Annotated in this window: 17 protein-coding genes; 14 read left to right on the top strand and 3 right to left on the bottom strand. The window is 44.7% G+C overall.

What is annotated here, in order from left to right:
* Position 1: 1 nt before the first annotated feature.
* Positions 2-2,374, bottom strand: a complete 2,373-nt coding sequence (locus CW740_RS10315) for an LPS-assembly protein LptD (RefSeq protein ID WP_227523847.1) — start codon at positions 2,372-2,374, stop codon at positions 2-4.
* 128 nt (positions 2,375-2,502) lie between these two features.
* On the opposite strand from CW740_RS10315, the gene CW740_RS10305 reads away from it, so the two are divergent.
* The 6 genes from CW740_RS10305 to CW740_RS10280 all read left to right on the top strand — a co-directional run bounded on the left by CW740_RS10305 (position 2,503) and on the right by CW740_RS10280 (position 6,907).
* Positions 2,503-3,537, top strand: a complete 1,035-nt coding sequence (locus tag CW740_RS10305; protein WP_106647419.1) for an aminoglycoside phosphotransferase family protein — start codon at positions 2,503-2,505, stop codon at positions 3,535-3,537.
* Positions 3,534-4,226: an N-acetylmuramate alpha-1-phosphate uridylyltransferase MurU gene (gene murU, locus CW740_RS10300; protein ID WP_106647418.1), complete on the top strand. Its 693-nt coding sequence runs from the start codon at positions 3,534-3,536 to the stop codon at positions 4,224-4,226. The genes CW740_RS10305 and murU overlap by 4 nt, the downstream gene beginning before the upstream one ends.
* Positions 4,227-4,253: 27 nt before the next feature.
* On the top strand, positions 4,254-5,066 hold the full coding sequence (gene djlA / locus CW740_RS10295) for a co-chaperone DjlA (protein WP_106647417.1): 813 nt from the start codon (positions 4,254-4,256) through the stop codon (positions 5,064-5,066).
* Between the two features lie 29 nt (positions 5,067-5,095).
* On the top strand, positions 5,096-5,737 hold the full coding sequence (locus tag CW740_RS10290; protein WP_106647416.1) for a dUTP diphosphatase: 642 nt from the start codon (positions 5,096-5,098) through the stop codon (positions 5,735-5,737).
* A gap of 24 nt (positions 5,738-5,761) precedes the next feature.
* Positions 5,762-6,523, top strand: coding sequence for an SIR2 family NAD-dependent protein deacylase (locus tag CW740_RS10285; protein ID WP_106647415.1), 762 nt, complete (start codon positions 5,762-5,764; stop codon positions 6,521-6,523).
* 93 nt (positions 6,524-6,616) lie between these two features.
* Positions 6,617-6,907, top strand: coding sequence for a GIY-YIG nuclease family protein (locus CW740_RS10280; RefSeq protein ID WP_106647414.1), 291 nt, complete (start codon positions 6,617-6,619; stop codon positions 6,905-6,907).
* A gap of 218 nt (positions 6,908-7,125) precedes the next feature.
* Here CW740_RS10280 and CW740_RS10275 read toward each other — a convergent pair whose 3' ends face one another.
* On the bottom strand, positions 7,126-8,232 hold the full coding sequence (locus CW740_RS10275) for a phosphoribosylaminoimidazolesuccinocarboxamide synthase (RefSeq protein ID WP_106647413.1): 1,107 nt from the start codon (positions 8,230-8,232) through the stop codon (positions 7,126-7,128).
* Positions 8,233-8,492: 260 nt separating this feature from the next.
* Between CW740_RS10275 and acnA the strand changes: the two genes are divergently transcribed.
* From acnA to CW740_RS10255, 4 genes are all read left to right on the top strand, one after another.
* Entirely contained in the window at positions 8,493-11,198 is a 2,706-nt protein-coding gene (gene acnA, locus CW740_RS10270; RefSeq protein ID WP_106647412.1) for an aconitate hydratase AcnA, read from the top strand.
* Between the two features lie 35 nt (positions 11,199-11,233).
* Positions 11,234-12,616: an MFS transporter gene (locus tag CW740_RS10265; RefSeq protein ID WP_106647411.1), complete on the top strand. Its 1,383-nt coding sequence runs from the start codon at positions 11,234-11,236 to the stop codon at positions 12,614-12,616.
* Positions 12,617-12,693: 77 nt separating this feature from the next.
* Positions 12,694-13,116, top strand: coding sequence for a hypothetical protein (locus CW740_RS10260; protein ID WP_106647410.1), 423 nt, complete (start codon positions 12,694-12,696; stop codon positions 13,114-13,116).
* Positions 13,117-13,248: 132 nt separating this feature from the next.
* Positions 13,249-14,448 carry an MFS transporter gene (locus tag CW740_RS10255; protein WP_106647409.1) on the top strand — a complete coding sequence of 400 codons (1,200 nt, stop codon included), beginning with the start codon at positions 13,249-13,251 and terminating at the stop codon, positions 14,446-14,448.
* A gap of 56 nt (positions 14,449-14,504) precedes the next feature.
* Here CW740_RS10255 and CW740_RS10250 read toward each other — a convergent pair whose 3' ends face one another.
* The gene (locus CW740_RS10250) at positions 14,505-17,351 is read right to left on the bottom strand and encodes a M1 family metallopeptidase (RefSeq protein ID WP_106647408.1); all 2,847 of its coding nucleotides are present in this window, start codon (positions 17,349-17,351) and stop codon (positions 14,505-14,507) included.
* Positions 17,352-17,658: 307 nt separating this feature from the next.
* Between CW740_RS10250 and CW740_RS10245 the strand changes: the two genes are divergently transcribed.
* The 4 genes from CW740_RS10245 (at position 17,659) to CW740_RS10230 (ending at position 24,869) form a co-directional block, all read left to right on the top strand.
* Positions 17,659-18,897 carry an efflux RND transporter periplasmic adaptor subunit gene (locus tag CW740_RS10245; RefSeq protein ID WP_106647407.1) on the top strand — a complete coding sequence of 413 codons (1,239 nt, stop codon included), beginning with the start codon at positions 17,659-17,661 and terminating at the stop codon, positions 18,895-18,897.
* Positions 18,894-22,001, top strand: coding sequence for an efflux RND transporter permease subunit (locus CW740_RS10240; RefSeq protein WP_106647406.1), 3,108 nt, complete (start codon positions 18,894-18,896; stop codon positions 21,999-22,001). Before CW740_RS10245 ends, CW740_RS10240 begins: the two co-directional genes overlap by 4 nt.
* Before the next feature lie 113 nt (positions 22,002-22,114).
* Positions 22,115-22,804, top strand: coding sequence for a Crp/Fnr family transcriptional regulator (locus tag CW740_RS10235; protein ID WP_106647405.1), 690 nt, complete (start codon positions 22,115-22,117; stop codon positions 22,802-22,804).
* Between the two features lie 487 nt (positions 22,805-23,291).
* The gene (locus CW740_RS10230; protein ID WP_106647404.1) at positions 23,292-24,869 is read left to right on the top strand and encodes a protein-glutamine glutaminase family protein; all 1,578 of its coding nucleotides are present in this window, start codon (positions 23,292-23,294) and stop codon (positions 24,867-24,869) included.
* The last annotated feature ends 52 nt before the right edge of the window (positions 24,870-24,921 follow it).

Here is a 24,921-nt window from a genome sequence, read left to right as displayed (position 1 = left end):
ATTATTTGCCTAATAAATCTTCGTAACCGTAAATGCTGTCTTCTAAAAACTCTGTAGTGCTGCCTCGCAGACTACCAATCCCTTTTAAGACAAACTGTAAAAAGACACCGGAGTTGTGTTCATCTTCTTGCCCCGGCAAGATAAACCCTTCACTGTCGAGCTGGATATTCAAATAACGACGTGCCACTAAACGCACAGCCCAACAGCATGACTCATACTCTAGACCAAGAAAGGAGTCATTGGTTCGATTTTCAATTAAATCCTGATTATAACGGCCTAAAAGTCGCCAATTATCTTTGATCGGCCATGCAAAAGCCAGCTCTGCCTCTTCCTGCTTCCTATCGAGTCGCTCACGATAGCGATGGCCCAAATTGATAATATGATTGGGTTGTGGCTCATAGTGCATGTTGACCAGCCCGTGCGTCGTATTATTGGTCTGATCATCCCATTCAATAACCGATTTAAATTCGATAGAGTCTGTCCATCGCCAGTTAACCTCTGCCAGCAGCCCTGATTGCTTATCTGTTTCACGCCCAACGGTATCAACCAGTTGAACCTGACGGTCAGCGAGGTAAACAATACGTCCAAGCGACATGGAGACTTTTTCACGGCCCTGTGAGTCGAGTATGCGGCTGGTCAGAGCGCCACTGAGCTGATTGGCGTCACCTATGCGGTCAATCCCGCTGAAACGATTGCTACTGAACAGCTGTGTAAAGTTGAACGTTGGTAAGCTGGTATCATAAATCCCAATCTCACTCTGTTCTTCATACGGCGTGTATAGATAAAAGAGTCGTGGCTCCAGAGTATGAGTATAACGCTCGTCGTCGCCATCTATAAATCGCTCAAAATAAAGGCCTGTGTCCAGCGATGCTGTGGGCAAAGTTCGTGTTAGATGCTCAACATTGCCAGTCAGATCTTCCTGCTGATAATGAGTTACCGAATATTTAAGCTGCGGGCGGAAGAAGCTGTAAAGCGTTTCATGGCTCCAACCGATGTTGGGTTCCAGATGATAACGATTGGCCGTAACGGCGTTATCTTTGTCGAAACGGGTCAGCTCAGTTTGGATATTGGCATGAAAGCCATTTTCATCCGGCTCGAAAAAACGTGTCATCTGCATCCGAGGTGCAATGGTATAACGTTCTACCGGGCTATTCAGCAGTTGCCAGTCTTTGTACTCGGTTCGGAAGAACCAGTCTTTGCTACGGTGCTGAATATAGAGATTTTGCGACAGAATATCCTGATTGCTGTTTTCAAGACTGCCACCAAAGTCCTGATAATAGCCATCATCACTGACCTTGCGTGCGTTAATGCCGGTCGTCCAGTCGTCACCAATATCCGTCAAATGCTTAACATCATACTGCCAGCGTTTGTCACCCAGTGCATCTGGATCTTTGTCATTGGGGAGAGCTTCAAAAAACAGTTCACCTTTGCTGGCTTCAGTTAAATAACGAAATTCTGTGCCCAGCATGGAACCGCGCGACGTCATGTAGCGAGGAGTGAGGGTCAGGTCATAATTTGGGGCCAGATTAAAGTAATAAGGCACACTGACGTCACGTCCATTGCGATCTGAGTTGCTGAAGGAGGGTGGAAGAATGCCGCTTTTGCGACGGTCATCAATTGGGAAAGTAATATAAGGCAACCAGAAGACTGGCACATCGGCGACTTTTACAACGCTATTGTAGGCCTTCCCCCAGCCGCTTTCTCGATCAATCACAATTTCATCGGACTCAAAGGCCCAGCTGCGTTGATTGGTCGGGCAGGTCGAAAATTCTGAATTAGATAGGGTCAGCAGTTGATTGTTATCAATGGTGATGGTCTCCGCTGAACCATTACCATTATTACTGTAGAGGTGAAACCGTGTGTTACTGATTTCGGTACTGCCCTCTGCTGCCTGGTAAGTCAGATAGTCTGCACCCACCACAAAATTCTGATTGGTAAATAGCAAGTCGCCTTCAGCTTTATAGCTTTGAGTCAGGTTATCGGCCGTCAGGCTATTAGCTGTCAGCTGCTGGCCATCCTGAGAAACCACTACATTACCGGTCAAATGGGCTGTATCACCTTCGCGTATAGCCTGATCGGAATAAACTCTGATTGGTCCTTTTTCTTTACTTTGAATTGCCTGATAGCGAATAGGCTCCATCGGCTGGCTAGGGCAGGTGTAAAACTCCGGAAACTTAAAGCCAACGTCTTTACTGACAGAGTCGTTATTCTCGTTCGATTCGTTCTGTGACTCGGTAATTGATGTAGACGGAGTTGCTTCGGGGGTGCTTGACTGATTTTCAGCTGCAGAAACAATTGCCGGCATGCTAGATGCGGCAAATAGGAAGCCTGTCGCTAAAAAAGGGTGTACCCAAGGAGTTTTCTTGCTTACCATGTATCCGTTATTTTACCTTCCGCTACGCGCCACCATCGCTTTGTTTCCTAGGTATCAGAGCGCGGAAAGTGACCAAGTGATAGAATGGCACAATGATAAACGCTTATTTGCATAAATGAAAACGTATAATGGAAAAAGATAGCCGACAAGAAGCACTTAAACTCTGGGCCTACGCCAAAATTCGTCATTTAAATCCTCATGTTGGACCATTGCAATGGAGCATGGTGTCGGGTGATGCCAGTTTTCGTCGCTATTTTCGCTGGCAAAGTGATGATGCCAGCTGGATTTGCGTTGACGCCCCGCCTGAACACGAAAATTCAGAGCAATTCATAAAAGTGGCAAACATGCTCAAAGTGGTCAATGCACCAGAGGTCATTGATTATGACTTGGGCGATGGCTTTATGCTGCTTTCCGATCTTGGTGACCAGCTATATTTACCCCTTTTGCAAAATCCTACTGGTTCAGCATTGAGCGCTGATGTTCTTTACAAAGATGCGATTGATAGTTTGATTAGCATGCAGAGCATAGACGACGCAGACTCGCTACCCGCTTATGACAGTGCCTTGTTGAATACTGAGATGGAGCTGTTTCGAGAATGGTTCCTGGGGCGCTATCTTAATTACCGATTGTCAGAGCAGGAGCATAAACTACTCGATGATACGTTTGCCAAACTGACGAAAAGCGCACTAGAGCAGCCACAGGTTTTTGTGCATCGCGACTATCATTCACGCAATATTATGTACGTCGAAGGCCAGCCACCCGGAATTATTGATTTTCAGGATGCCGTTTACGGCCCAGTAACTTATGATTTACTTTCTTTACTGCGTGACTGCTATATTCAGTGGCCGAAGGACAAGGTTCTGGAGTGGGTCGAATATTTTATTGAGCAATCACCGCTATCACTGGAAAAGCAGACTTTTATGCAATGGTTTGACTGGATGGGCCTGCAACGTCACATCAAGGTAGCCGGAATCTTTTCTCGATTGAATTTCCGGGACGGCAAGTCGGGTTACTTGAAAGATATCCCCTTAACCCTCAACTATATACTTCAGCAAGCTGAAAACTATCCTCAAATGGCCAATTTCCATCAATGGTTATCGGAAACTATTATGCCGCTTTATCGCAAACGCATTGAAGAAGATGCGTTGGGAGTGGGTATATGAAAGCCATGATTCTGGCCGCAGGACGTGGCGAGAGAATGCGTCCACTGACCGATGAGCGTCCTAAACCTTTGTTGAAAGTGAATGGGAAGGCATTGATTGAATGGCATATTGAGGCGCTCAAAGAAGCCGGAATACGCGACATAATCATCAATACCTCATGGCTCGGTGAGCTTATTCCTGAGTATCTTGGCGATGGTGCCTACTGGGGCGTCAATCTGACTTTTTCTCCTGAAGAACAAGCGTTGGAAACCGCTGGTGGTATCCGCAAAGCTCTGGATTTTTTCGAAGACCAACCTTTTATGGTTATTAATGGCGATGTCTGGACTGATATGGACTACACCAGAATAGCAAAGGCCCCAGAAAACAGTGCCCATATCGTATTAGTGCCGAATCCTGAGCATCATCCAGAAGGCGACTTCTGTGTGACAGAAGGTGGTAAGGTTAAGTCCGAAGGGGAGCCTAAACTGACCTTCTCAGGAATTGGTGTCTACCACCCGCATATCTTTAAAGAATTACCACAGGATGAAGCCATCCCATTAGGACCATTGTTACGAGAACTAATGGAGAAAGAGGAAGTAACCTATGATTTGTATGAAGGTCACTGGCACGATATCGGTACACCGGAGCGTCTAAAAAAATTGAACGAAAGTTTTCAGCGAAAAGTGAAAACCATTGAATTTGACTTATAAACTAAATTTAGAGAACGATAAATAAACATGAGCTGGTTTGGAAAAGTTTTAGGTGGCGTCATTGGGTTTTCCCTCGGGGGGCCGATTGGTGCCATTCTGGGTGGTGTTGTAGGCCATCAAATTGATAAGAAAAATGATGATGGCTTAGAGCCAGGTTCGCAGGAGCGTGTGCAGGCTACATTTTTTACCGCGACATTTTCAGTGATGGGCCATATAGCCAAAGCCGATGGTCGCGTTACCGAAAATGAAATACGTCATGCTGAAGAGGTCATGCGCCGTATGGGTCTCGATCAAACGGCCCGTAAACTGGCGATTGATTTATTTAGCCAGGGTAAAGAACGAGATTTCGATCTGCATGGCGTGCTTGAGCAGTTTAAACGTGAATGTCATAGACGTCGCAATTTGATGCAGATGTTCATGGAAGTACAGATCAGCATGGCGATGGCCGATGGCATTGTGCATCAGCAGGAAAGAACCGTGTTGCATGAAGTCGGCAAGTCCCTTGGCTTCCCCGCCTTTATGATCGATCAGTTGATTAAAATGGTTCAGGCCCAGCAACGTTTCTATCAACATTCGAGACAGCAGGGTGGTGAGCATGGTGGCCCAGGCTATCAGCCGGCAAGTGGACCTAGCGTAGAGCAGGCTTATCAGGTATTAGGCGTTAAATCGGGTGATGATCAGCAAACTGTAAAAAGGGCTTACCGTCGGCTGATGTCACAGCATCATCCTGATAAACTGGTAGCGAAAGGGTTGCCAGAACAGATGATTAAAATGGCAACCGAAAAGACGCAGGAAATAAAAGCGGCCTATGAATTAATTAAACGCCATAAAAATTGGTAAAAAATACAGGAATACTCAGGGGAAAGATTATGCCAGACAAACATACAATGATTAGACAAATTGCAGTGATGCTTGAAATGCAAAATGCAATGAACTCGAAAGTTCATGAGCAATGGTTCGAGCAGGGCTTTGAATGGTATCGTGCCATCTGGATCGAGTGTGCTGAAATGTTGGAGCACTATGGTTGGAAATGGTGGAAACATCAAAAGCCAGATGCCGAGCAGGTCAAAATGGAGTTGGTGGATATTTTTCATTTTGGTTTAAGTTCGCGCATTGATGGTGAAGCATCTTTCGAAGACATTGCAGAAGAGCTGGCCAATGAAATGCTCGAACCAACCGTAAAAGATGACTTTAAGCAAACGCTTGAAGTTATGGCGGGTCAAGCAGTGATGTATCAACATTTTGATGGTTCAAGTTTTGCCGGTTGTATGCAGCAAATGGAGATGCCATTTGAAGAGTTATTCAAAAGCTACGTGGGTAAAAATACGCTGAACTTTTTCCGTCAAGATCATGGCTATAAAGAAGGAACCTACATGAAAGAATGGCATGGTCGCGAAGATAATGAAGTGCTCGTAGAAATACTCGACAAATTAGATTCATCGGAAGATGATTTTAGACACCTACTTTATCAGGAATTGGCCGATAACTATCCACGTCCTGACAGCAAATAGTTGTTTTAGTTAAGAAATAGCTCAATGCATATCGATCAGGACGTTATCGACTGCATCAAGAACGCCAGACGCGTCTGTATATTAACAGGCGCTGGCGTCTCGGCGGAGAGTGGTATCGCCACCTTCCGTGATGCCAAAGAAGGTAAAGGACTCTGGAGCCAATATGACCCACAACAGCTGGCCAGTATTGATGGCTTCCTGAAAGATCCCCAAACCGTGTGGCAATGGTATCAATGGCGTCGCGACGTCAATAAAGATAAAGAACCTAATCCAGCTCATCTTGCCATAGCGCGCTGGCAAAAAGAATCACATCAAAACGGCAAACAAGTTGTCAGTTTAATTACCCAAAATGTTGATGGTCTCCACCAAAAAGCAGGCTCCGATCCTGTCACCGAATTACACGGCAATATCTGGCGTAATCATTGCCTGCAGTGCGGGCAAATCCATCAGGACTCTGTTGAGGGAATTGAAAGTGTTCCTCAGTGTTTAGCTTGTGGCGGCCAGGTGCGACCTTCCGTGGTATGGTTTGGTGAAGCACTTCCCGAACAAGCCTGGCGTGAAGCAGAAAGCGCTGCCTATTCCTGTGACCTATTTTTATCCGTTGGAACATCCAGTCAGGTATATCCCGCAGCTGGTCTTGCTGCATTAGCTAAAAGCCAGGGCGCAACAGTTATTGAAATAAATCCCGAACCCACAAACAGTTCGGTAGTGGATTATCAGATAGCAGGGAAGGCGGGAGAAGTTTTAAGTACTTTAACTTTTGATCCGTCATCTAGCGATACCTAAAGGTACTTCCTTAGGTCACACCACGGGCATTTCCTTCTGGCACTTACCGCGGGGATCCAGAGTTTCATTTATAAAGGAGTATAGAAGTTTTCAATGGACAAGCAGTTCTACGTTTATGTAATGGCAAGTAAAAAGAACGGTACTTTATACATTGGTATCACCTCAAATTTGGTAAAAAGAGTCTGGGAGCACAAGAATAATGCCGTAGAAGGATTTACCAAAAAGTACGAAGTTCACCAATTAGTTTATTATGAACAACATGAAAGCTCTTATTCTGCGATTCAAAGGGAAAAGCGGTTAAAAGAATGGAAAAGAAAGTGGAAACTGGATTTGATTGAAGGTATGAATCCTGAGTGGAAGGATTTATATGATGAAATCATTTGATTTTCTGGATCCCGCGGTCAAGCCGCGGGATGACCGAAACTTTTGATTTTAAGATAGTTAAACAAAAGATTAATTTTCGCTAAGTTAACTTATGGTTGGCTAAGAAATTTTACAGACTCTCACCGCACGTCATCCCGCGGCTTGACCGCGGGATCCAGTGACTTTAAATAAAATAAGGCGGGATGCCCCGCCTTTAACTTATCTACTTTTAAGCCTAACTAATCTACCAGCTTATACTCGTCTTTTAGAATCTTGATAATCTCTGCTTTGGGATTATCCGACAATTCAATTTTATTGCCGGTAATTTTTTCAGCGATACCAATATAAGTTTTAGATATATCCATTAAGGCTTCAACGGGTAGGTCGTTGTCGCGGGCTAGTGCCTGACGTTCGTCCATGCGATCTTTGTTGAGCAGGATATCCGGGTCTTCGAAATGATTTAACAAGAATTGGCGGAAGCCTTCTTTGGAATTTTCGACGACTTTACCTTCTTCGCGGAATGCTTTGCCGTCCCAGATACGTGAAGAATCGGGTGTGCCAACTTCGTCCATGTAGATCAGTTTTTCGTTGCCATCTTTATCAGTGACATATCCAAATTCAAATTTGGTGTCGATAAATATCTGGTCCAGCTTTTCGAGTTCACGACTGATAACGTCGAAACCTTCTTTCAATAATTTTTCATACAGAGCAATGTCTTCTTTGCTGCGGAAATTGAAGGACTGATAATTGTCTTCAATGTTTTGGCGAGTGACATTGACATCATCCGCTTCGGGTACACCTGGAATGCCTTTAAGAATGCCTTTGGTCGAAGGAGTAATTAACAGCTCGTTCAACTTCTGATTTTTCTCAAGGCCATCTGGAAGCTGAATACCACAAAATTCGCGCTCGCCTTTTTCGTAAGCACGCCACATAGAGCCAGTGATATATTGACGGGCAATGGCTTCAATTTTTACAGCGCTGGCTTTCTGTACAATCCAGACAAAAGGATGTGGGATTTCCAGGATGTGACTATCGGCAAGGTTGTTTTCTTTGAATAGCTTAAACCAATGGTTTGAGATGGCGTTTAAAGCTGCGCCTTTGCCCGGAACACCGTTAAGACCATCCTCACCGTGCCAGATGGCATCGAATGCAGAAATGCGGTCGCTGATGACCATGATGGCCAACGGTGTGTCAGCTGGAACATTATAACCTCGCTCCTGAATCAGGCGTTTGCTGTCCTCTTCGGTTAGCCAATACACTGACCTTACTTTACCGCTGTGAACCGGCTGATGGGTGCGTATTGGAAGGTCATTGTTAACCGCTAAAACTGTGTTTGCGAGCTTCATTCCAGGAGATCCTATTTAAGAGTTTGCCCTGTCGGCGATTCAGGTATCGGACAGTGAGAATTCAAAGCGCATATGATACCAGAATCTTTGTTTCAGGCTAGTTTTCGCTCAGCCTATATCAGATACATTTTGTCTAGAATAAAACACTAATAAGCACACAATTTACAAGGGTTTATTTCCATTCAGGGGCGGGTTTGCGCTATAGTGATATGCATATAACTGTCTGATTTAACAATTAGTTACTGGATAGGGAGACAAGAATGAGCAACTTAGCGCAAGATTGTAAGCAGCAACTCAAAGTAGGTGGAAAGAGCTTTGATATATGGAGTTTGGCTGCTTTAGACCAGAAAGGTCATGGCATTAAAAAGCTTCCTTTTTCGATTCGAATTCTTTTAGAGAACGCTCTACGCAATCGCGATGGTCTGGGCGTTACCGATGAGCATATTGATACTTTATTAAATTGGGAACCGATTCCTAAGCAGGAAGAAGTACCTTATAAACCTGCGCGCGTTTTGATGCAGGATTTCACCGGTGTACCTGCGATTGTCGATCTGGCATCGGTGCGTCAGGAAGCCAGCCGTCATGGAGTTGATGCCAAAAAGATTAATCCTCTGATTCCTGTCGATCTGGTAATTGACCATTCGGTGCAGGTTGACTATTTCGGTAGCAAGGATTCGCTTGAGCAAAACATCAACATGGAATACGAGCGTAATCGTGAGCGATATCAGTTCCTGAAGTGGGCGCAGACTGCCTTTAACAATTTCACGGTGGTGCCACCAGGCATGGGTATTTGTCACCAGGTCAATCTTGAGTATCTGGCGCAGGGCATTGTGGAAAGAGATGGAGCATTATTTCCTGATACTTTAGTCGGTACCGACTCACATACACCAATGGTCAACGGTATTGGTGTTGTTGCCTGGGGTGTTGGCGGTATTGAAGCGGAAGCTGCAATTCTGGGCCAACCAATTTATTTCATCATGCCTGAAGTTGTGGGCTTAAAACTTACCGGTAACTTGCCGCTAGGCACGACCGCGACGGACCTGGTTCTGACGATTACGGAATTACTACGTAAGCATGGTGTCGTTGGTAAATTCGTAGAAGTGTTTGGCGATGGTCTGGATAACCTGACGGTAACCGACCGGGCAACGATTTCCAATATGTCGCCTGAGTTTGGTTGTACGGTGACTTACTTCCCGATTGATGACCGCACCTTGGATTACATGCGTGATACCAATCGTGATGAAGCTGTGATTAACCGTGTCGAAACCTATTGCAAAAATAATATGCTATGGCGTGCTGACGAAGACCAGATTCGATATAGCAGTGTGGTTGAGCTGGATTTAAGCTCTGTGGTTCCGACTGTGTCTGGTCCAAAACGTCCACAGGATAAAATCGAAGTTACCAACTTAAAAGCTCAGTTTAAATCATTGATGGAACTGAATTATGGTCGTAAATATCAGTTATTAGAAGATCGTTCTAAAGCGGATAATGACAAAGGCTTTATTAAAACTGTTGAGGTTCAAGGAGAGGACTTTCAGCTACATGACGGCTCGATCGCCATTGCTGCGATTACTTCCTGTACCAATACCTCCAATCCAAGCGTAATGCTAGGTGCTGGCCTGGTGGCTAAAAAAGCCAATGATATGGGATTAAAAGTAAAGCCGTGGGTTAAGACTTCATTGGCACCAGGCTCCAAAGTAGTAACCGATTATCTTGAGCACTCAGGCTTGCTGGATGATCTCGAAGCACTTAATTTCTTCCTGGTCGGCTATGGCTGTACCTCCTGTATCGGTAACTCGGGCCCATTACCTGATGCCATCGGTAAGGCAGTGAAAGAAAATGATATGGTGGTCGCATCAGTTCTTTCGGGTAACCGTAACTTTGAAGCGCGTGTTCACCCTGACGTTAAGATGAACTTCCTGATGTCGCCCATGTTGGTGGTGATGTATGCACTGGCTGGTCGGGTTGATATTGACTTCGATAGCGAGCCGGTTACTTATACGGTTGATGACAAGCCGGTTTATTTCAAAGATCTATGGCCAAGTAACGAAGAGATCCAACAGGTCATGAGCGAGGTGCTATCGCCTGCTGATTACGCCAAAAGTTATGGCGAGATTTTTGAAGGTAATGAGCAGTGGAAAAACCTTGAGGTTTCCAAAGACAAGGTTTATCAGTGGGATGATCAATCCACTTACATCAAACAAGCACCATTCTTTAAAGGCTTAAAACCTGAGATTGATGTTCCGGGAAATATTGAGGGCGCTCGAGTGTTGCTCAAGTTAGGTGACTCAATTACAACGGACCATATTTCACCAGCTGGCGGCTTCTCAGAAAAATCTCCCGCAGGACAGTACCTGCTGGATAAAGGTGTTGAAAAGCGACTGTTTAACTCTTACGGCTCACGTCGTGGTAACGATGAGGTAATGGTGCGTGGTACTTTCGCTAACGTCCGAATTAAAAACCAGTTGGTAGATAAAGAGGGTGGTTACACACGCTACATTCCAAATGGAGAAACCATGACAGTATTCGATGCTGCCATGAAGTATCAGGAAGACAATACACCGCTGGTGGTATTGGCAGGTAAGGAATACGGTAGTGGTTCATCACGTGACTGGGCGGCAAAAGGCACAACCTTACTAGGTATCAAAGCAGTGATTGCTGAAAGTTATGAGCGTATTCACCGCAGCAACCTGGTCGGCATGGGTGTTCTTCCGTTGCAGTTCAAGCCGGGTGAAGATGCAGAGACATTGGGCTTACGTGGCGATGAAACCTTTAATATTCTTGGATTGGATAAAGGTATCGAAACTGGCCAAACCGTTCAGGTAGAAGCCGTCGCTAATGACGAGTCAGGCAAGGTTATCAAGTTTGAAGCCATATCAAGACTCGACTCACGAGTAGAACTCGAATACTACAAAAACGGCGGTATTTTGCATTACGTACTGCGCCAGTTTATTAATCAGGCTTAAGTCTGGTTTAGTAATAAATAAACAACAGGAGTTTTATGACTGAGTCATCAAAAGCTCAATCCAACTCAACCGATACCGCCTCCACTCTGGAGGCGGTTTATCAATCCCTCACTTCAGAAGACGATGGTCGCGTCTGTAAAGACATTCCAGATTCAGCTTGCCGCCATCAGCCTAAAAATGTTGTCACTCACATCATCTCTCTGACTTCAACCAAAATAGCCGATGGCCTGATTGATCCCAAGCTGATCTTAAGTTGGTTATTGTCAGCGCTGGGCGCATCGTCATTTATGATTGGTCTGCTAGTGCCGATTCGTGAGGCGGGCGCTTTGTTACCGCAACTGTTTACAGCTGGTGCGCTGCGTCGTTTACCACAACGTAAATGGGCGTGGGCTGCGGGCAGCTTCGTGCAGGGAGCCTGCGCAGTTGGCATGGCTCTGAGTGCAATATTTTTGGAGGCGACTACGGCAGGCTGGGCAATCTTGGGGTTATTAGCAGTGCTGGCCATTGCGCGCAGTGTCTGCTCCGTGTCCTATAAAGATGTATTAGGTAAAACTGTTTCAAAGTCGATGCGTGGCCGCACAACCGGACTAGCTGCTTCAATTGCCGCGGGTGCAGTAATCGCTTATGCCTTGTTATTGAGTTCCGGCTTAATAGAAAAGCAAAGTCTGGTCCTTGCTGGTTTATTAGTAGCCGGTGCGTTATGGATTTTTGCCAGTGTCATGTTCAGTAGTCTTGCCGAAGAAAGTGGTGCCACTGAAGGCGGTGGTAACCCATTGACTGTCGCGCGAGAAAACTTTTCGTTGTTGGTAAAAGATAAGCAGTTGATCCGTTTTATCATTGTTCGAGGACTACTGATTGCTACAGCATTGGCTCCGCCCTTTATGGTGGCATTAAGTGGAAACAGTGAGAGCGGCAATGATTTGCAACAAAGTGGTCTACAACAGAGCGGTTTCAGCAACCTGCTCAGCGGACTAGGACCATTGGTATTGGCATCGGCATTGGCCAGTTTATTAAGCAGTTACATATGGGGACATTTATCTGATCGGTCGAGTCGTAAGGTCCTGATTTATTCTGGGCTGTTTGCCGCATTGGCTCTGGTGTTAACCGCAGGATTCGATTGGCAGGGCTGGCTACAGATTTCGGCTGTTTTGCCTGGATTGTTGTTTCTGCTGATGATTGCATATCACGGTGTTCGATTGGGCCGTTCAACGCATCTGGTGGACATGGCTGATGCGGAAAACAGAGCAGCATATACTGCTTTATCTAACACAATTATTGGCATTTTGTTATTGGCCGGTGCTGTATTCAGTGTTATTGCGGAATACTTTGGATTAAGAGCGGTAATGATTGTGATGGCCATAATGTGTTTGCTGTCATCATGGGTTGCCCTGGGTCTGAAAGAAGTGCAGCAGGAATAACCGTTTGCGAATTCTGCTATGAGTAGGGTATAACAAAAGGCTTACACAACAATAGAAATATCAATGGGGGAAGTCATATGAATAAGTTACCAATGTGGTACTGGATTATCGCGATACTGGCTTTAGTCTGGAACCTTGTCGGAGTTTTTCAATACATCAGCATGCGGCTGATCACTCCTGAGCAATTTTCGCAGATGAGTGAAGCGATGCAGCAACTTCATAATGCAACGCCATCCTGGGTTGTGGCTGCATTTGCAACTGCTGTTTTTTCAGGGGCTTTGGCGAGCGTACTCTTGTTGCTGAAAAAAAGTGTTTCGCAATTGTTTTTCCTGATCTCCTTGTTGGCTATTTTAGTACAGGCAAGCTACATTCTGTTCATGAGTGAAAGCATTGCATTGCTGGGCACTCAAGCGGCCATTCTGCCAGCAGTATTAGCTATTGTTGGCATCTTCTTATTGTGGTTTTCGAATTTCAGTAAAAGCAAAGGTTGGCTGAAATAATCAATTTAGAGTAATAAAGAAAGGTGCCTCTGGTACCTTTTTTTATGCCTTGGCGTAGCCTGTTAGAGTTCTCGCTCTACAATCTTTATAATACGCATCCACAACCACTCATGAACCTTATGTTCGGTGTCTATGAATTACCTTCAGTTTGTTAAATCCAATAAGTATTTGCTGCTATTTGGTTTCCTCTGTGTGTTCCTGGGTAACCTGGGGCAGACATTTTTCATTTCGCTTTTTAATAAGGATTTAATCACCAACCTCTTGTTAGAGAAGGACAATTTGAGTCTGGTGTACTCAGTGGCAACACTTATCAGTGGTTTTACCTTGTTTTTTGTGGGCGCCAAAATTGACGACATTCCAGTGAAAAAATTTACTACTTTTGTGGTAATCGGTCTGGTTATTGCTTGCATCATTTTTGCCAATAGCACCAATCTGTGGATGCTATTTATTGCATACCTTGGTATTCGTTTATGCGGACAAGGTTTGATGACTCACATTGCTGTGACCACTTTAATGCGTTACATCCCCAATCATCGGGGTAAAGCGGTTAGTCTTGCTCTACAGGGAATGGGTGCCGGTGAAATTGTGCTACCTATCATGGCAGTGCATCTTTTACTGAATTATGGGCATACCAGTAGCTGGCACCTGTATGCGCTGGTCAGTAGTCTACTGATGTTTCCATTTATGATGTGGTGTTTGCATAAGGCTAAACTTAAACCTATCGAACGAGACACAAAGGGTGTTGAGGATGTATCCAATAATACAGACTGGTCTCGTAAACAAGTCATGGCGGATTGGCGATTCTGGTTTATTCTTCCTGCCATCATCGCGCCAGCATTTTTGATTACCGGTATCTTTTTCCACCAGACGTTATTGGTTGATAGTAAAGGCTGGGAAATAGAGTGGCTGTCGATTACCCTGGCCACATACGGTGTTATTCATGTAGTGGGTGCACTGATAACAGGTCCTCTGGTTGATGTTTCTCATCCACGTAAATTTCTACGCTGGTATCTATTGCCGTTGATTCTGGGGGTTGCCTGTTTGTGGTATGGGCAAAGCGACTGGTGGCTGCTGGCCTTCATGATTCTGGCCGGAACAACGGTTGCCGCCAACGGACCGGTGGTCAATTCTTTCTATGCCGAAGTATTTGGTAGCACTCATCTGGGCGCCATTCGAGCATTGGTATCAGCAGTTATGATTATTTCTACTGGTATAGCGCCATACCTGTTTTCATTATTCGATGATATCAATAGTTTCCTGGCGTTTGCTTTTGCATATGGGGCTGTGTGTATTGTGCTAATTCAAAAGAAGATACTAGCGGAGAAGACATAAAAAGATACGCATTAAAAAAGCGCTCCTGGGAGCGCTTTTTATTAAGATTGAATGAATTACTGAGCAGTTTGCTGATTAATATATTGCTTAACACCTTCCGAGTGATGTTCAACTTTGGCAATACAAAGCTCAATATTTTCAACCGTCTGATCGAAGGAGCGAGGTGCACCGGGTAGCTCCTGTACAATAGGTTCAAAGAATGCCATAAAGTCTTTCTTCTTTTGTTCAGAGCAGAACATATTGCCTACAACTGGTAATCGATTCTGACCGAATGGCGGTATTCTTGATTTAACACCATCAATATTTTCTTTAAACCAATCCCACATGGCGTCCTGAAGTTCTTGGCTTTCCATTTGTCCCATCAGAATGTAGTAAATTTCATTGTCGCGTAATGATTCGGATAAAATCAGTTCGCGTAACTCGGTTGCAAATTCCGCATCCTCAACAGAGCCCAGGCCAATTAACATTCGTCCGCGTACCGTACCATCATTCGACTCGTTTAGCTGTGATAGCAGATGTTCTGCGAAAGGAACACCCAGTTCTTCAACCGCAACAGCCATAGCTGTATTGATGACATTGCTATCGGCTTTGTCTGGATGTAAAGCATTGTCACTTTGATAGCCTGTGTAGTCGGTTGCCATTTTGGTTAGATAGTGACGAAGGTTTTTATCCTGTCCTTTTTGAGCCAGGAAGGCGACTAGCGCATTGCGCATTTGCACCTGATCAACTGAATCTTCTTTGCGAGTAACCAGGCCAAGCTCTTCAAGTTTGAGCTTGTATAAGTCGCGATTTAAGCTGGCAAGAATTTGTTTGTCCTGCTCAGAGCTAACAACTTTGTCATAGGCAAAACTTAAAAGGTCGGTTGGCGCCATCGCAACACGAGGTGATTCAGAATCAATAATCTGTGGTGCAATATCGATAAGATCAAGGAAACTTAACTTGCCAGCATTAATTGCTGCCGAGAAGCTATCGTTTACTGAGATCATATCTTCAGTAGAAAGCTGGTCTTTGTTATCCAGTAGCTTTTGCCAGTTTTCGCCAGACATTGAGAAACGATAATAGCCTGCTCCTTCTGAGTTTGGCATAACGTATTCTGGGCAACCTGCTTCAGGAATTTCAAAACTGTATTCCGCACTGTCAATTACGCTGCAATATTCGTGTTGGTTTCCGTCAATCGCATACTCGATACAGGCTGGCACTTCCCAACTTTGTTGGCTGGAGCCTTTTGACCCAATGGGTAGATATCGTGATTGAGTGAGGTTAACCGTCGCTTGTTCATTGTTACAGTTTAATTCCACTTCTAAATAGGGGATGCCGGGCTGTTCAAGAAAACTGTTGAAGGCCGAACGAATTGTTTCAAGCGGAACCTTGGTAGATTTTTCACCAATGGCGGTAATAAAGTCATTGGCCGTCGCCACACCAAATTCATGCTTTTTCATGTAGTGCTGGATACCGGCTCGGAATTCTTCTGGCGTCATAAAAGATTCAATCATGCTCAGAACACCGCCGCCTTTTGAATAGGTAATACTATCAAAAGCAGATTGGATATCATGGTTGCTGGCAATGGGTTGACGGATCTGACGAGCGTGAATCAGACTATCCTGGCGCATGGCTCCTAATGATCTTTCCAATAGGGTTTGGCGGAATTTTTGCTCAGGGTAGACATTGTTATTGGATACGTGAGCCATCCAGGTTGCGAATGCTTCATTTAGCCAGATATCGTCCCACCACTCAGGCGTGACCAGATTACCGAACCATTGGTGGGCCAGTTCATGTGCATGCACATTGATATAGGCACGCTTCTGATCAAGAGAAATGGTGTCATCAAATAACAGTAGTTGTTCACGATAGGTAATCAGGCCAACATTTTCCATCGCACCAAAATTAAAATCTGGTACTGCAACAATGTCGAGTTTGGCGTATGGATAAGGAATCTGGAAATAATCCTCAAGGCCATTCAAAATGTCTTTGGTATTTTCAAGAGCATAAGTGAGCTTTTTACCTTTTCCTTTGGTTGCAATACCACGAAGTGGAATTTCGCGCTCTCTTACTTTCGTAGGCGGAATGGCTTTCCACTCCACAACATCAAAGTCGCCCACAGCAAATGCCACAAGATAGGTAGGCATTGGTTTTGAGCGTGCGTAGACAATTCTTTTCCAGCCATTTCCCAGATCCGTTTCGGAAACCGCTGGGGTACTGGTAAAGGCTTTATGCTCACTTCGAACCGTTATCGTATAGTTGAATGGTACTTTAAAGGCAGGCTCATCAAAGCCAGGAAAAGCAAGACGTGCTGATGTAGCCTCGAACTGAGTGAAGGCATAATTTAATCCACCATCGTTGACGCGGTATAAGCCTTCTAAAGATTCATTAAATGGAGCCTGGTATTGAATGGTTAAGTCAAACTTACCAGCTGGTAATGGATTATTAAAAGTAAGCTTGGCAACGCCAGTTGGATCAACTTCTTCATAGCTACCACTAATGACTTTGTCATCAGCTAATTTAGCGCTGACGGATTGTGCAGTAATGTCTCTGCCATGTAACCACAAGTGTTGAGTTGGCGTGTCCAGCTTTACATTGATAGTGACTTTACCATTGAAATTGGGTTGGTCCGGGTCAATGGTGAGCTCAAGCCAGTACATGGTAGGGCGGGCCAGGCCTGGTAGGCGACCAGTTGGAATTTCTGCTGGGTAGTCGCTTTCGAATGCTGCAGCATCAAGTTCAGCAGATTCATTATTAAGAGTATCCGATTCATCCTCAGAACCGGCAATTGGCTTAACCAGTGTTTCGTGCTCTGAAACCTGTGTTTTTTGACTTTCATCCTGCTGTTGCTTGTCATCTTGCTGGCAAGCGACTACCAATGTTGTGGCCAGAAAGCAGATGGTGGCCAAATATGTTTTGCTCATTGTTATCCCCTTAAGTGTTATTTACCTCTTCACATAGGCCTGCTCTTTATTATTAGATTTTTCTGAGAACATGACCTGACTCTCTTGCAAGCATAATACTCTATAGATGGTAAATTTGGAGAGGTTTCTTAATATCCTGTTACAATTATTGTTTCAAGGCCCACTTCAAGCCATCATCTTTGCAGTAAAATTGCCCTCTTGAGTTTGATAAAGCACTTATCAGCCTTTCTATTTCACATTTTATTCATAAGTGAGGCTTATAGTAAGCTGAGCTAATTTTGCACTATTCTTTGGAATTTAAAGCCTTATGTCCGAGCAGAAACCTTCTTATCGTAAAGCCAGTAATAAGACGATCTGGTTGAAATACATCTTGCCACTAGTGATTTTGGCGGTTGCGATTGCCGTTACCTATCGTATGGTCAATAGTAAGCCGGTAGCGTTTAACCGCCCTGACATCGAGAAGGTTGAAGTGGTGGATGTCGAAGCGCTGAAGCTGGTCGATCATCAGATCTTTGTGGATTCCTATGGCACGATTGAGCCAACGACTTCAGGTAATCTGGTTGCTCAAGTATCAGGTATCGTAACTTGGGTCGCTCCTAACTTTGAAAGTGGTCGCTCTTTTAATAAAGGCGATGCTTTAGTCCGTATTGACAGCCGCGACTATGAAATTGAAGTCACTATTGCCCAGGCGGAGGTCGCCACTGCGCAACTGGCACTGAATGAAGAAATTGCCCGCTCGGAGCAGGCATTCAGAGACTGGAAAAAGATTAACCCAAGTCGTGAAGCCACTGATTTAGTGTTGCGTAAACCACAATTGGCATCTGCTCAGGCGAAACTGGCTGCCGCTGAGGCACGATTAAATAAGGCACAATTAAACTTAAGCCGCACACAAATTAATGCTCCGTACGATGGTTATATCATTGAAAAATTGACTGACCTGGGGCAATTAATCAGTTCAAACACTCCGGTTGCCAGTATCTTTGCGAGTGACTCTTTAGAAGTGCGTTTACCGGTACCCAGCAATCGGGTTCGTTTTCTGCAACTCGATAATAATCAGGACAAACCTAAGGTTCGTTTAGTGGCTGATTTTGCTGGTGAACAAAAAGTGTGGCTTGCTGAACTGGATCGAACCGATAGCGTCATCGATAACGCCACCCGCCAGTGGTACGTGACAGCCAAATTGCCGGGCTCAATTCTTAAAGAAGAAGCCTATTTGAAAGTAGGGCAGTTTGTTAGTGCGCAAATTGAAGGTCGTTTGCTGGAAAATGTATTTGTTATTCCATCCAAGTTGATTTCACAAAATAACGAAGTGTTTATTTTTAGTGAAGGGCAGCTTCATCGACAAAAAGTTGCGGTTATCTGGAAAGGGAATGACCAAAGTGTGATTGAGCCAGAAAAGTCAGGAGAACTCGTTCGTGAGGGCAGCCTGCTGGTGAGCAATGTTTTGAGCTTCGTGGCGGATGGAGCAAAAGCCAGAGTTCGAGGAGAGGCCGTAAAGAAAGAGCCTGAAGCCGATTTAAATAAAGTTCAGGAGGCTAAACTATGATCGCATGGTTTGCTCGTAATCCTGTTGCGGCTAACCTGTTAATGGTGGTGATCTTAGTCGCTGGCTTTTTCACTATTTCCAAGCGCGTTCCAATCGAAACATTCCCAACCACCGAATTACAGTTCATCAATGTAGTCGTGCCATTTCGTGGTGCTACGCCTGAAGAAGTAGAACAAACTATTTCGACCAGAGTTGAAGAGGCCATTTATGATCTGGATGGAATCAAACAATTAACTTCGACTTCTTCTGAGAATGTATCCCGAGTAACCATTGAAGTAGAAGAAGACTACGATGTTAAAGAGCTACTTGATGAAATCAAAAGCCGAGTGGGTGCTTTAAACACTCTACCTCTTGAAGCGGAGAGACCTATCATCCAGCAGGTAGAGCGACGCCGAGAGACTATTAGCGTTGTGGTTAGCGGTAATCTTCCTGAAAAGGAGTTGCGCCAATATTCTGAGATTATTCAGGAAGAATTATCTTCAATTCCCGGCCTGACTCAAATTGAAACTTCTGGTGCTCGCGCTTTTGAGATTGCTATCGAAGTGAACCAGAGTCTGCTGAAAGAGTACGGTCTGACGCTACAAGACATTGCCAATGCGATTAACAGCCGCTCACTGGATTTATCCGCTGGCCAGGTCAAATCCGAACGTGGCGAAATTTTACTTAGGCTTAAAGCTCAGTCATACACTCAGGAACAATTTGAGCAGGTACCAATCCTGACCCGTGAGGACGGTACTATCCTGATGCTGAAAGATCTGGCAGTGATCAAAGATGGTTTCGAAGAAGAAAGTTTAAATACCCGCTTTGATGGCAAGCCATCAATTGAGTTGGAGATTTATCGTACCGGTGATCAAAGTGCGATTGAAGTTGCACAGCGCGTAAAAGATTATGTTGCGGCTAAGAAGTCTGATCTTCCGGCTGGCGTAGATTTATCCATCTGGCGTGACCGCTCCAAAAGTGTTAATGCTCGATTAAATACTCTGATTAGCAGTGCTGTGCAGGGTGGCTTGCTGGTAATACTTTTATTGGCGCTCTTTTTGCGACCAAGCATTGCAATGTGGGTTAGCCTGGGAATACCGATTGCTTTTGCCGGTGGTATGGCGTTGATGCCAGAGATGGGCGTGACCGTCAATCTGATAAGTTTGTTCGCTTTTATTCTGGTGCTGGGGATTGTGGTCGATGATGCGATTGTTACTGGTGAGAATATCTATAACCACCTCAATCGGGGAGCTAGTCCGCTTGATGCAGCAATCAATGGTACCAAGGAAGTAGCGGTACCCGTGACTTTTGGTGTGATTACAACCATGGCTGCGTTTGTGCCTTTGAGTTTCATTGGCGGCGGTTGGGGAACCTTTTATTCATCAATTCCATTGATCGTTATTCCTGTTCTGATTTTTTCATTGGTAGAGTCGAAACTGATATTGCCAGCGCACATCGGCCATATGAAAAAGTTGAACGCCAAAAATGATAACAAGCTGGTTCAGTATCAACAGAAATTTGCCAAAGGATTTGAAGACGTTGTAATGAGGTTTTATAAGCCTGCACTGAAGTTTGCACTGGCTCATTGGCAACTGACGTTAGCAATTTTCCTGGCTTTCGCATTATTCATCTGGGCTGCAGTAAGTAGCGGCCTGACTCGCTTTATATTCTTTCCACGGATTCAGTCCGAAATCGCGCGCGCCACATTAGTGATGCCGGAAGGAACTCCTTTTGAATTGACTGACAGTTATGTTGAGCGCATGACTGAAGCTGCGCTTGAGTTAAAAGACAAATACCGTGAAGAAGACGGCAGCAGCATTGTCGAACATATTTTCTCGGTCAGTGGTTACGGTGGCGGTGGTGGCGCCGTTAGTTCAAGCAATGGTCTGGTCATGTTTGAAATTACCGCACCTGAAGAGCGCGAAAGTGATATTACCAGTGCTGAGTTGGTCAATGAGTGGCGTAAATTGATTGGGCCTTTGCCGGGAGTGGAGAGCCTGACGTTCCGGGCTGAGATTGGCCGCAACCGTGACCCGATTGATGTCCAGTTACGCGGCTCCAATATTCAGCGTTTAAGTGGCGCTGCCATGGAAGTAAAAGAAATGCTTGGCGATATCAGTGGTGTCTTTGATATTTCTGATAGTTTCTCCAAGGGCAAGCAGGAAATACAGTTCAAGCTCAAACCACAGGCAGAAACGCTGGGGTTAACTCTCAGTGATTTGGCGCGTCAAGTTCGAAGCTCTTATTTCGGTGTGGAAGTGCAGCGTATCCAGCGTGGTCGTGAAGACGTTCGCGTGATGCTGCGTCTGGCCAAAGAGGAACGCAGTACGCTTGATGGACTCAATAGCCTGTTGATTCAAACACCATCAGGAGCCAAAGTGCCCCTTGAGCAATTGGCAGAGCTATCTTATGGCAACAGTCCATCAAGCATTACGCGGATCAACCGTCAGCGAACGTTGAATATCACGGCTGATGTACAAAAGGAAACCGCTGATATTGAGGCGATTAAACGACGTATTCATCAGGAAACTACTGAGATTCTCGAACGATATCCCGGAGTAACTTATTCCCTGGAGGGCGAGGCACGTGAGCAGGAAGAGTCGACCAGTCGGTTAACCACCAGTCTGATGTTTGTGCTGTTCGCGATTTATATTTTGTTGGCCATTCCTTTCAAATCTTATGTGCAGCCGTTCATTGTCATGTCGGTGATTCCATTCGGTGCCTGCATGGCAATTGTCGGGCACTGGATCATGGGCATGTCACTCAGTGTGATGAGTCTAATGGGAATGCTGGCGTTAACAGGTGTGGTTGTGAATGACAGTCTGGTACTAGTCGATTACATCAATCAGCAGCGCCGCAAACATGGAGAAAGCCTGCTTGATGCAGTACTGCATGCCGGTGTAAGACGTCTGCGGCCCGTGATGCTGACCTCATTGACCACCTTCGCTGGATTGATGCCATTGATCTTTGAAAAATCGACCCAGGCGCAATTCCTGATTCCTATGGGCGTTTCACTGGGCTTCGGTATTTTGTTCTCGACCTTGATCACTTTGGTTCTGGTGCCACTGCTTTACTACAAATCTGCCCAGGTGAAGCATTACTTTAAGAAGAAGGTCACTGTATAAAAGTTGAAAAAAAAGGCGGTCTTATGACTGCCTTTTTTATTTTAAAAGCACTGGTGAATCTTAAATTGCAGGCGTAATATATTCTCACCCTGTCCTAATGGTTTGGGTCAGTTATGGAACATCTTAAGGAACAATCCGCTAATTTAGTCTTTTCCTCTTTACCATCAGCGTTACAGCGACGACTGTCGACCAGTATTAAGCTGTCGCAGCTTTCAGCGGGTAAAACACTGTTCGATTATCAGGAAGCTATCAGTTATCTGTACTTTCCGTTGAACTGCGTGATTAACCTAATTTACGAGCTGGATGATGGTGATGAACTTCAGGTTGCCTGTACAGGGTCGAATGACATCTGTGGAGGTGCTGTTTTTTCGGGTAGCAAGGAGTCAATGTTGAGAGCAGAAGTGCTCCAAGCTGGCACTGCTCTGTTGATGCCAGCGAAAGAGGCATTGTATTGGTTTCATAACGAACGAGAATTTCGTGAGCCCATATTAAAATCTATTAGCCGAATTGAACACCAAACTATGGCGAAAGTTGCCTGTAACCGATTCCATACCATTCAGCAGCAACTGTGCTTCTGGTTGCTGGAAGTATCAGACCAGATTCAAAATAAAGTGATTGATGTTACCCATGAGCATATTGCCGGACTGTTAGGAGTAAGGCGCGAAGGTATTTCAGAAGCTGCCCATAAGCTGCAGCTACAGGGATTCATCGATTACAAACGTGGCCATATTAAGATACTCAACCGAAAGCAGCTTGAGCAGCTTAGCTGTGAGTGCTATCACAACCTCTACTCATCAGGTTAACCTTTATAAATAAAAACGCCCCGAAATTTAAATTCGAGGCGTTGAATGTTTGAACTATGCTTTGACGGGATTATTTCTTGCCGCTGCGGCTAGGAGCACCTTTAGCTGCATTTTGTTTTGGTGCAGCTTGTTTTGGGGCGCTTTTGCTAGCTGGAGCTTGCTTCGCTTTATTACTCATAGGAATCTCCTTAAAGGTCATGAGTTACCAGCCCAACACCATGTTGAAACTGATGAATATAATGTGTTCCTAATTGTCACTATTATCTGTGCGCTAGCGTACACAGCAGCATAATTATTTAGGGGAATATTGTGTTTGGAAAGTTCACACAGGATTGGTATTGAAGATTGTAGTCCTAACAGTAGTGCATAGTTAGAAAGGCTTACAGGGTGGTTATTTGCAAAACAGCCATTCACTGATTAGTATGACTTGAATAATACGAAGAAATATAGCCTGACAGGCTTAATGGATAATTATTCAGGACACAATATGAAAACTAAATACCTTCTCGCTTTACTTTTGGTTTTGCCATTCTATGCAAACGCAACCTCCGTCATTTATTCTGAGGAATTGCAGTTCGACAATTGCAGTACACCCAAAGAGGTTCCTATTGTTTACTGTAAAAAAGACGAAGATACAGCGATCATTCAGATTGATGAAAGTGGCAAACTAATAGGTATTGTCCTTGGTATCAATGCACCAAAACCATTTTCTGTTAAGCCCTTATCAGAAAATGGCACAACAAAATATTTCAATGTGCTCAGCGAGAAAATCTATGAGGATGTTGACGTTCCTGAATATGAGACGCCCATAACAATATTCAAGAGCCTGGATGAGCAGGCTAATAGTCTCAACAAGAATATTGTTTCCGCAAAGCAATACCAGCCTGAGATAGTCAGTGAACTAACTGCACTACAAGAGCTGCTTGTTGATAATGCTCGAAAATTCGCGGGGGAGGTTGTCGGTCCAAGGGAACCTATGTTTTTGTTCTCGAAGGGAAATGGTTATCAAGAATGCGAAGAACTGACTCCCAGCACCTGTCCTTTTATGTCCTGTGGTGACAACCATTATCTTTTATTTGATCGCGAAAAAAAGCTCTTTCTGCCTATAAGCTACACTCGAAACAGTAAGGGAGAAGCAAAATTCACTAAAAATGACCCGGAGGCCATGAAGGTTTGGGGTTTGAATACAACTTTTATACGATATAACGAAGAGTATAAGCACTCTCGTCTAACTGCTGCACGCAAGGTTCCGGAAAATCTGCAGAATAATGTCACCGCCTACTTTACTTTCCAGGATGCCGACTTTAGCGAGTATCTTAAGGACATCATTCCACAGTGCCCATCAAGCTTCAAAGATGACATCATCTCTCTGGGCGTTCAGACCAATGAAGAGCGTTCAGCACTGCAATTTGTTCACCTGGTTGAAAAGGTTAACGGTAAGATTCTTAGTCAGTACATAAACAATGCATTCCTACCTGCTGGTATTCGTCTCAAAGGGAATTCCTATTACACGCACGAAGCCTTGAAAGAAATGTCCAAATTTGAACCGGGATCCGTTAAGGCAATATCTGCAAACAAGGCCAAAACTCTTTTCACAAAAGCTAAGGCAATGAAAAATATGGCCTGGTCACAATCTCAAGATGGTGCTTTTGCACGTACTGAGCTAATGGTGGATATGTTTGAAAAAGAAGGAGTCATTGCTGATAAGGCATGGGCTTCAGGTTTCCTAAAAAGTAAAAGAAGTAATGTTTCTTGGAGTTATCATGTTGCACCTGTCGTCTATGTGGAGGGTGGCAACGGAAAAGTTGATAAAATGATCATTGATCCGCTAATCGCTGACCGCCCAGTAACAAGCATGGAGTGGCTGTCATTAATGGGTTTATCCAGTCCGGACGCTCTACATACAGTTGGATTTCCAGTGCCTTTGGATGCCAATGATGTTGGAATGATTTCATTCACCATTACCAATCGTGATGCATTCCACCCGACAGTAGTAAAAAGTTTTTCTAAAGAGGAAAGGCTAGAAGAAGCGCGCAGAGTACTAGCTAAACTGGAGAAAGGGTAATCACGCAGTCCAAAATAGCTTGCGGGTACCGTCGAACAGTTAAGCACCTAAG

The organism is Kangiella profundi, from assembly GCF_002838765.1.
Taxonomy (GTDB): Bacteria; Pseudomonadota; Gammaproteobacteria; order Enterobacterales; family Kangiellaceae; genus Kangiella; species Kangiella profundi.
This window is presented reverse-complemented; position numbering and strand designations above follow the sequence as displayed.